Annotated in this window: 8 protein-coding genes, 1 tRNA gene and 2 rRNA genes (1 of these 11 running past the window's edge); 6 read left to right on the top strand and 5 right to left on the bottom strand. The window is 59.1% G+C overall.

Annotation, left to right across the window (positions count from 1 at the left end; translation table 11 throughout):
* The 4 genes from AC3CCE_RS08090 to AC3CCE_RS08075 form a co-directional block, all read left to right on the top strand.
* Positions 1-1,157, top strand: a 23S ribosomal RNA gene (locus AC3CCE_RS08090); it begins 1,645 nt to the left of the window's first position.
* Positions 1,158-1,358: 201 nt separating this feature from the next.
* Positions 1,359-1,473 (top strand): 5S ribosomal RNA (gene rrf / locus AC3CCE_RS08085).
* Positions 1,474-1,854: 381 nt separating this feature from the next.
* Positions 1,855-1,931, top strand: a tRNA-Met gene (locus tag AC3CCE_RS08080).
* Positions 1,932-1,980: 49 nt separating this feature from the next.
* Positions 1,981-2,178 (top strand): hypothetical protein, encoded by a 198-nt coding sequence (locus tag AC3CCE_RS08075; RefSeq protein WP_352459768.1) that lies wholly within the window; start codon positions 1,981-1,983, stop codon positions 2,176-2,178.
* Positions 2,179-2,250: 72 nt separating this feature from the next.
* Here AC3CCE_RS08075 and AC3CCE_RS08070 read toward each other — a convergent pair whose 3' ends face one another.
* Entirely contained in the window at positions 2,251-3,045 is a 795-nt protein-coding gene (locus AC3CCE_RS08070) for a SapC family protein (RefSeq protein WP_352459769.1), read from the bottom strand.
* 237 nt (positions 3,046-3,282) lie between these two features.
* Here AC3CCE_RS08070 and AC3CCE_RS08065 point away from each other — a divergent pair, with 237 nt between their 5' ends.
* The gene (locus AC3CCE_RS08065; RefSeq protein ID WP_023672960.1) at positions 3,283-3,552 is read left to right on the top strand and encodes a DUF6916 family protein; all 270 of its coding nucleotides are present in this window, start codon (positions 3,283-3,285) and stop codon (positions 3,550-3,552) included.
* Between the two features lie 72 nt (positions 3,553-3,624).
* Positions 3,625-4,203 (top strand): 2OG-Fe(II) oxygenase, encoded by a 579-nt coding sequence (locus AC3CCE_RS08060; protein ID WP_352459770.1) that lies wholly within the window; start codon positions 3,625-3,627, stop codon positions 4,201-4,203.
* Positions 4,204-4,218: 15 nt separating this feature from the next.
* On the opposite strand, the gene AC3CCE_RS08055 is transcribed toward AC3CCE_RS08060, so the two are convergent.
* From AC3CCE_RS08055 to AC3CCE_RS08040, 4 genes are read right to left on the bottom strand one after another with little or no spacing between them, the layout of a single operon-like run.
* Positions 4,219-4,746, bottom strand: a complete 528-nt coding sequence (locus AC3CCE_RS08055) for a GNAT family N-acetyltransferase (RefSeq protein WP_352459771.1) — start codon at positions 4,744-4,746, stop codon at positions 4,219-4,221.
* A 10-nt stretch (positions 4,747-4,756) separates the two neighbouring features.
* A complete protein-coding gene (locus AC3CCE_RS08050) occupies positions 4,757-5,284 on the bottom strand; it encodes a phage tail protein (protein WP_023672957.1) in 528 nt (175 codons plus the stop codon).
* A gap of 9 nt (positions 5,285-5,293) precedes the next feature.
* Positions 5,294-5,815 carry a phage tail protein gene (locus AC3CCE_RS08045; RefSeq protein WP_023672956.1) on the bottom strand — a complete coding sequence of 174 codons (522 nt, stop codon included), beginning with the start codon at positions 5,813-5,815 and terminating at the stop codon, positions 5,294-5,296.
* A gap of 12 nt (positions 5,816-5,827) precedes the next feature.
* Positions 5,828-6,334 carry a phage tail protein gene (locus AC3CCE_RS08040; protein ID WP_023672955.1) on the bottom strand — a complete coding sequence of 169 codons (507 nt, stop codon included), beginning with the start codon at positions 6,332-6,334 and terminating at the stop codon, positions 5,828-5,830.
* Positions 6,335-6,371 lie beyond the last annotated feature (37 nt).

Here is a 6,371-nt window from a genome sequence, read left to right as displayed (position 1 = left end):
GTGACCCTTTTCTACGCAAGTAGAGGAGGGTGGCACAGACCAGGGGGTAGCGACTGTTTATCAAAAACACAGGGCTCTGCGAAGTCGCAAGACGACGTATAGGGTCTGACGCCTGCCCGGTGCTGGAAGGTTAAGAGGAGGGGTGCAAGCTCTGAATCGAAGCCCCAGTAAACGGCGGCCGTAACTATAACGGTCCTAAGGTAGCGAAATTCCTTGTCGGGTAAGTTCCGACCTGCACGAATGGCGTAACGACTTCCCCGCTGTCTCCAGCATAGACTCAGTGAAATTGAATTCCCCGTGAAGATGCGGGGTTCCTGCGGTTAGACGGAAAGACCCCGTGCACCTTTACTATAGCTTTACATTGGCATTCGTAGTGGCATGTGTAGGATAGGTGGTAGGCTTTGAAACCTGGGCGCCAGCTCAGGTGGAGCCACCCTTGAAATACCACCCTTATTACTATGGATGTCTAACCGCGGCCCGTTATCCGGGTCCGGGACAATGTATGGTGGGTAGTTTGACTGGGGCGGTCGCCTCCTAAAGAGTAACGGAGGCGCGCGATGGTGGGCTCAGAACGGTCGGAAATCGTTCGCTGAGTGCAATGGCATAAGCCTGCCTGACTGCGAGACTGACAAGTCGAGCAGAGACGAAAGTCGGTCATAGTGATCCGGTGGTCCCGCGTGGAAGGGCCATCGCTCAACGGATAAAAGGTACGCCGGGGATAACAGGCTGATGACCCCCAAGAGTCCATATCGACGGGGTTGTTTGGCACCTCGATGTCGACTCATCGCATCCTGGGGCTGGAGCAGGTCCCAAGGGTATGGCTGTTCGCCATTTAAAGCGGTACGTGAGTTGGGTTCAGAACGTCGTGAGACAGTTCGGTCCCTATCTGCCGTGGGTGTAGGAATATTGAAAGGATCTGTCCCTAGTACGAGAGGACCGGGATGGACGGATCTCTGGTGGACCTGTTGTGGCGCCAGCCGCATAGCAGGGTAGCTATATCCGGACGGGATAACCGCTGAAGGCATCTAAGCGGGAAACCCACCTTAAAACGAGTATTCCCTGAGAACCGTGGAAGACGACCACGTTGATAGGCCGGGTGTGGAAGAGCGGCAACGCTTGAAGCTTACCGGTACTAATAGTTCGATCGGCTTGATCGTTCTCATTCCTTATGCTCATCGTGAACACGATGATCTGACCAGCGCTCACGCATGAGCGGCCCTTACAGGGCCTATGCTCCGCGAGGGCGCCGGAAAACCGGCGACGCGCAGTCGCGCTTGCGGGCTTACGCCCGTAAGCAAAACACAAACGTCGCCTTGGCACGAAAAAACAGCTTCTCGATATAACGTGCGTTTTGCCGACCTGGTGGTTATGGCGGAGCGGCTGCACCCGATCCCATTCCGAACTCGGCCGTGAAACGCTCCAGCGCTGATGGTACTTCGTCTCAAGACGCGGGAGAGTAGGTCGCTGCCAGGTCTGCAAAACGCACGTTGAACTCTCATCCGCAAACCGGATGAAACTGAAATCTTCTCTCTACGAAAAGGCCCGCCAAGGGATCACGGGCCGCGCAAGCGGCCCTTTCATTTGGTCAGCCATATACCTATCTGTAAGCCATCCTGTTCATAGGCCCAGGCTTACGTCCAGATAAGCAAGCAAACGCTTGCTTCAGATCCGGAGCAGGCAAGAGCTGCCCTGGAGAGTCCGGAGCAAGCAAGAGCTTGCCCTGGAGAGTCCGGAGCAAGCAAGAGCTTGCCCTGGAGAGTCCGGAGCAAGCAAGAGCTTGCCCTGGAGAGTCCGGAGCAAGCAAGAGCTTGCCCTGGAGAGTCCGGAGCAAGCAAGAGCTTGCCCTGGAGGTGACGCGGGGTGGAGCAGCCCGGTAGCTCGTCAGGCTCATAACCTGAAGGTCACAGGTTCAAATCCTGTCCCCGCAACCAACAAAAAAAGCCCGCTTCACGCGGGCTTTTTGCGTTCGGACCGTGCTCGATGGCCGCGACCGGCTATTCAACGATCGAGGAGGGCAGCAAGGCTGTCGTGCTCGACTTTATTGACAGGTCCGCGAACCGGGGGGTGATGCCGCCTCGGCGCATTTCGGCGAGAGCTGCACGTCGAGCATTGGGAGTTCGCCAGCCCGTCATGGCAAGCGATCTGCACGACAACAGCATGATTCGAGCGGCGGATTGATCGTCGTACGAAGGCGCGAACCGTTGATTTAAACAACCCGCGCCTTGCCGAAGCTTTTCGTCGCGGGCCGCGTCAGCCAACTCGCCGCAATGACGCCTGGAAGACCAGCGAGGTCCAGCTGTTGCTCGAGGCGAGATGGCAATAGAGCAGCGCAAGCGCGCCGGATTTCCTGAGATCGAGAAACGCCTCGTCGCTCAATTTGTTGAAGGCCGGCTCGTCGATCACCTGAAAGTCGGTGAGGTTGAGGGTCTCGCCGCCCTCCAGCGTCACCTTGCTCTGCCGCGGCGCGAACAGGCCGTGCGTGTCGATCTTGTCGATCATGGCGCGAGTCGCATTGAAGTCGGTCTGGAACTGGCTGCAGAAGGCGAGCGCCTGCTTCGAGGCCTCGGCCGGCTCGTTGCCGTCGAAGAAGGGCGCGATCTCGTCGCTGTCCTTGGACGAAGGCATCTGCTCGACGACGCGTTCGCTGGCACGGTCGATGCACAACGTCAGGCGGCCGGTCGTTTTCGATTCATCGGCGAGGATGAAGGGGTAACGGCGGACATAGGCGGGAATGTAATGCGGCTCCGCCCATTTGCCGTCGGCGCCTACGAACAGGTTCTGGTCCTGGCGCAGACCGGTGATGATGACAGGCGCCTTGGCGTCGCCAATGAAAACGATCGGATAGGAGCGCATCGCCGCGGGCATTTCCGATGCGACGACGGGGATGGCGTGCGCGGTGCGGGCAAAGGAGAAATCGGCCCGCGCCGTAAGGCCGAGTGAGCCGTGCCGCAGCGGATTGAGCGCCTCGGGTTTTTTGTAGAACAGCGGCAGCGCGTTGGTCGCGGTGCTTCCGGCCGGGGCCGTGTCTGTTTTCGCGTCAGTCATCCCTAGTGTTCTCCTCTTATACCATTCCGGTTTAGGCCAGTGGCTGCCGGTGCGCAACGCGTTGACGGCTGCTTCACCCTACGTGGCCAAGATAAATCTATCTGTTTGTTTGATCGTGCTCTTTTGTACTTCGGGTATCGAGCTCTATAGACAGCACGCCATGAAGAGGCGAGATTGGCTGACGGGATAGACATCTCAAGAGAGCCGTCTGAAAGACAGACGAACCAGGGCAGGCGCATGGCATCGCTTTCGGATTTCGAGCAGGGGCAGAGCTTTTCCGTCGAAGCCGGCGGTCAGACGCTCACGATGGAACTGAGCGCGGTGCAGCCCATTGCCAACAGCCCGCGCGACGGCGGTGGCTTCACGCTGCTGTTCAGGGGGCCGCGCGACGCGGCGCTGCCGCAGGCTATCTATCGGTTCAACGGCAAAAGCGGCGCCCATGAGATCTTCATCGTGCCGATCGCTGCCGATGAGGCAGGGCGGCTTTACGAGGCGGTATTCAACTGATTTTTTTCGACCGGATCGGCCACGGGGACGCTCCGGCCATCAGGGCGATTTGGCAGCGCGGCGGCTCGACATATGATCGACTATATCGAGATTGCGGACGTATTTGACGGAGCGGCGTGTAGCGCACTGTGCGCGGAAATTCGGGCGGCCGTGGGCCGTCCGGCCGGCCTGCTGGGGCGTGCCGACCAGAAGATGGCATGGCCGGAGATCCGAAAGACCGTGCGCGCCGATGTTTCGGAGGCCACTGAAGAGCGAGTGAGTGCCCTGTTGGCGCAGCAGAAGGCGGCTCTGGAGCGGCATTTCGGGCTGCTGCTCGGCCAGGTCGAGAAACCTCAGTTCCTTCACTATCGGCAAGGCGATTTCTTTGTGCCGCACCAGGATGGCAACACGCCGCTCATTCACGACGAGTCGCGGTTCCGAAAGATCTCGGCGGTGATCTTTCTCAACCGTCAATCGGACAACCCTTCGCCAAAAAGCTATGCAGGCGGCTCGCTGGTCCTGCATGGGCCTTACAGCGGCCCGGGCCTGCGCGTTGCCATGCCCGCGTTGCCGGGCTCTCTCGTCGCCTTTCGTTCGGAAACGACGCATGAAGTCACCCCGGTCACGCGCAACGAACGTTTCACCATCGTCTCCTGGTATCGCGGCACGTGACGACCGGCACGGCCCTTACGGCGAACGGATCATCAGGTCGTAGACGCCCTTGTCCTCGGCAACGGTGAAGCCGAGGCGTTTGTAGAGCCGCCGCGCTGGATTGTTCTTCTCGACATGGATCGAGACCAACTTGCCGACGGCGGCGGCCTCATCGATGAGATCGGCGAGCAACGCACCGCCAGACCCCTTGCCGCGATGCGCCGGCAGGAAGGCGATATCTATGATGCAATGCTCGCTCGCCGAGCGCTCGATATACAGGCGACCGATATCTTGCCTTGCCTGCTCGATCACCAGCCAGTCGGCGTTGGGATAGTATTTCTGGTAATGCGCGTGCTGCGCTTGAAACTGCATGTCGAGGAACGCCGTTTTCTGCGCGTCGCTCCACGGCGTGACGGCAAGTTCTTCGGCGCGGGTCGAGGCGTAGAGCGCCGACATGAACGGCAGATCGGCGTCCGCCATCGGGCGGAACGTCAGATCAATCCGCGCCGCGCGCACCCAGCAAAATATAACAGGCCCGTTGTCCACAATCGGAAGCTGGATCATGGAGTGGCGCTTACGGACGCGCCGGATAAACGCCTTGCATGGCAATGATGAACGTCATCGCCAGATAGGGAGGCAGGTTGTTGTGAGGCAACGTACTGCCCGTCATGCTCAGTGCCTGGGGGTCCATCTGGACCAGATTTTGCGAAGTGTTGTTCTGATACAGCGTTCCGCCCCCCGACTTCCCCAGAACAACCGCATCGGTAAGAGTTCCCTGGGCGCCACTCTCGGTGGATATCGCGACAAAATGATTATGTTGCGGCATTTCCGTTTGCAGAAGGGTGATGGACGTTTCGCCACCCGTCTCGCCGAGAAACCGCTCCGACAAGCCATTGCCCTGTCCTTGCCCCATGGGCGCGGAGCCAGCCATATTCGGCAACGCGAAGGTCGACTTGCCGTCGCCGCCGTAAACTGTGCCCAGCAGCGAAAACAGCGCCGTATTCTGCGAGATTGGCAGGAGCTGGCCATCGCAGGTCGCCCACCCCGTCGGGGCGAAATCTCCGGCAAAAATTCGAATTTCGGCGACGAACGGATTGGTCATGGCAAGTCTCTAGCTTTGCTGGGGGAAGATGCCAAATAGCGAGATGATGAAACTGACGGCGAGGAACGGCACCATATTGTCGTGAGGCTGGCTGCCGCCGGCCGGCGAAATGGCTCCGGCGGCCATGTTGCCATCAGGTGCGATACCCACATAGGGCGTCAGCAGGCTCGATGTCGCCAGGACACCGCCGGACGGACCCGGATTCTTGGCGATATTCGACGAACCGGTCCAGGTATGGGAATGGTTCGGCATTTGTTGGGTTGAAACAGTGACGGATTCGACCCCGCCCAGTTCTCCGATGATATAGGTCTGGCTGACCAGCGGGCCCTTGCCAGCATGGACGGGGATGCGGGATGCGAGGTTGGGCAGGGCGAATGTTTCCTCCCCGTCGCCGCCATAGGTCGTACCGATCAGATTGAACAAGGTTTCGTTCTCGGAGATCGGCATCAACTGGCCTTGGCAGAACGCCCAGCCATTCGGAGGGAAATTGCCACCGAACATCCTGATCTCGCCGACAAAAGGTTGGCTCATCGAAGCGTCCTCTTAATTTCGCGACGGGAATATGCCTTGCAGGGCAATGATGAAATTCAAGACGAGATAGGGCGATCTGTTCTCATGCGGCTGGCCGCCACCGACGAAAGTGATGTTTTCCTTCGCCATAGCCACCGCGCTGCCAGGCGGCTGATAGATCGGGCTGGCGTTCGCCCCCAACAGCGCGCCGGATGGATTGTTGACGTTGCCGGCAGTGTTCGATGCGTTGACGAAATGGTTGTGTGTCGGCATTTCGCCGAGCGTGAGCGTGTGAAACTCTTCGCCGCCCTGGCCGCCGACAATTGCACCAATAGGGCCGCCCGTATGAACCGGCGCACGTCCCCTCATATCCGGAAGGGCAAAATTTGTCTGGCCGTTGCCGCCGTACCTGGTGCCAAGAAGTGAGAACAATGGCTGGTTCTGGTTAAGCGGCAACAACTGGCCGTTACAAAATGCCCAGCCGCGCGGTGCATAGTTCCAGGAAATGATCTTGACTTCACCTAAATAAGGCTCACTCATCCCCGTTCCCTCCGTTGGCGGCTTACTGTCTGAATTC

The organism is Mesorhizobium sp. P160187 (assembly GCF_057766425.1).
The sequence above is the reverse complement of the archived record's forward strand: the minus strand, read 5'-3'. Positions and strand labels throughout refer to the sequence as shown.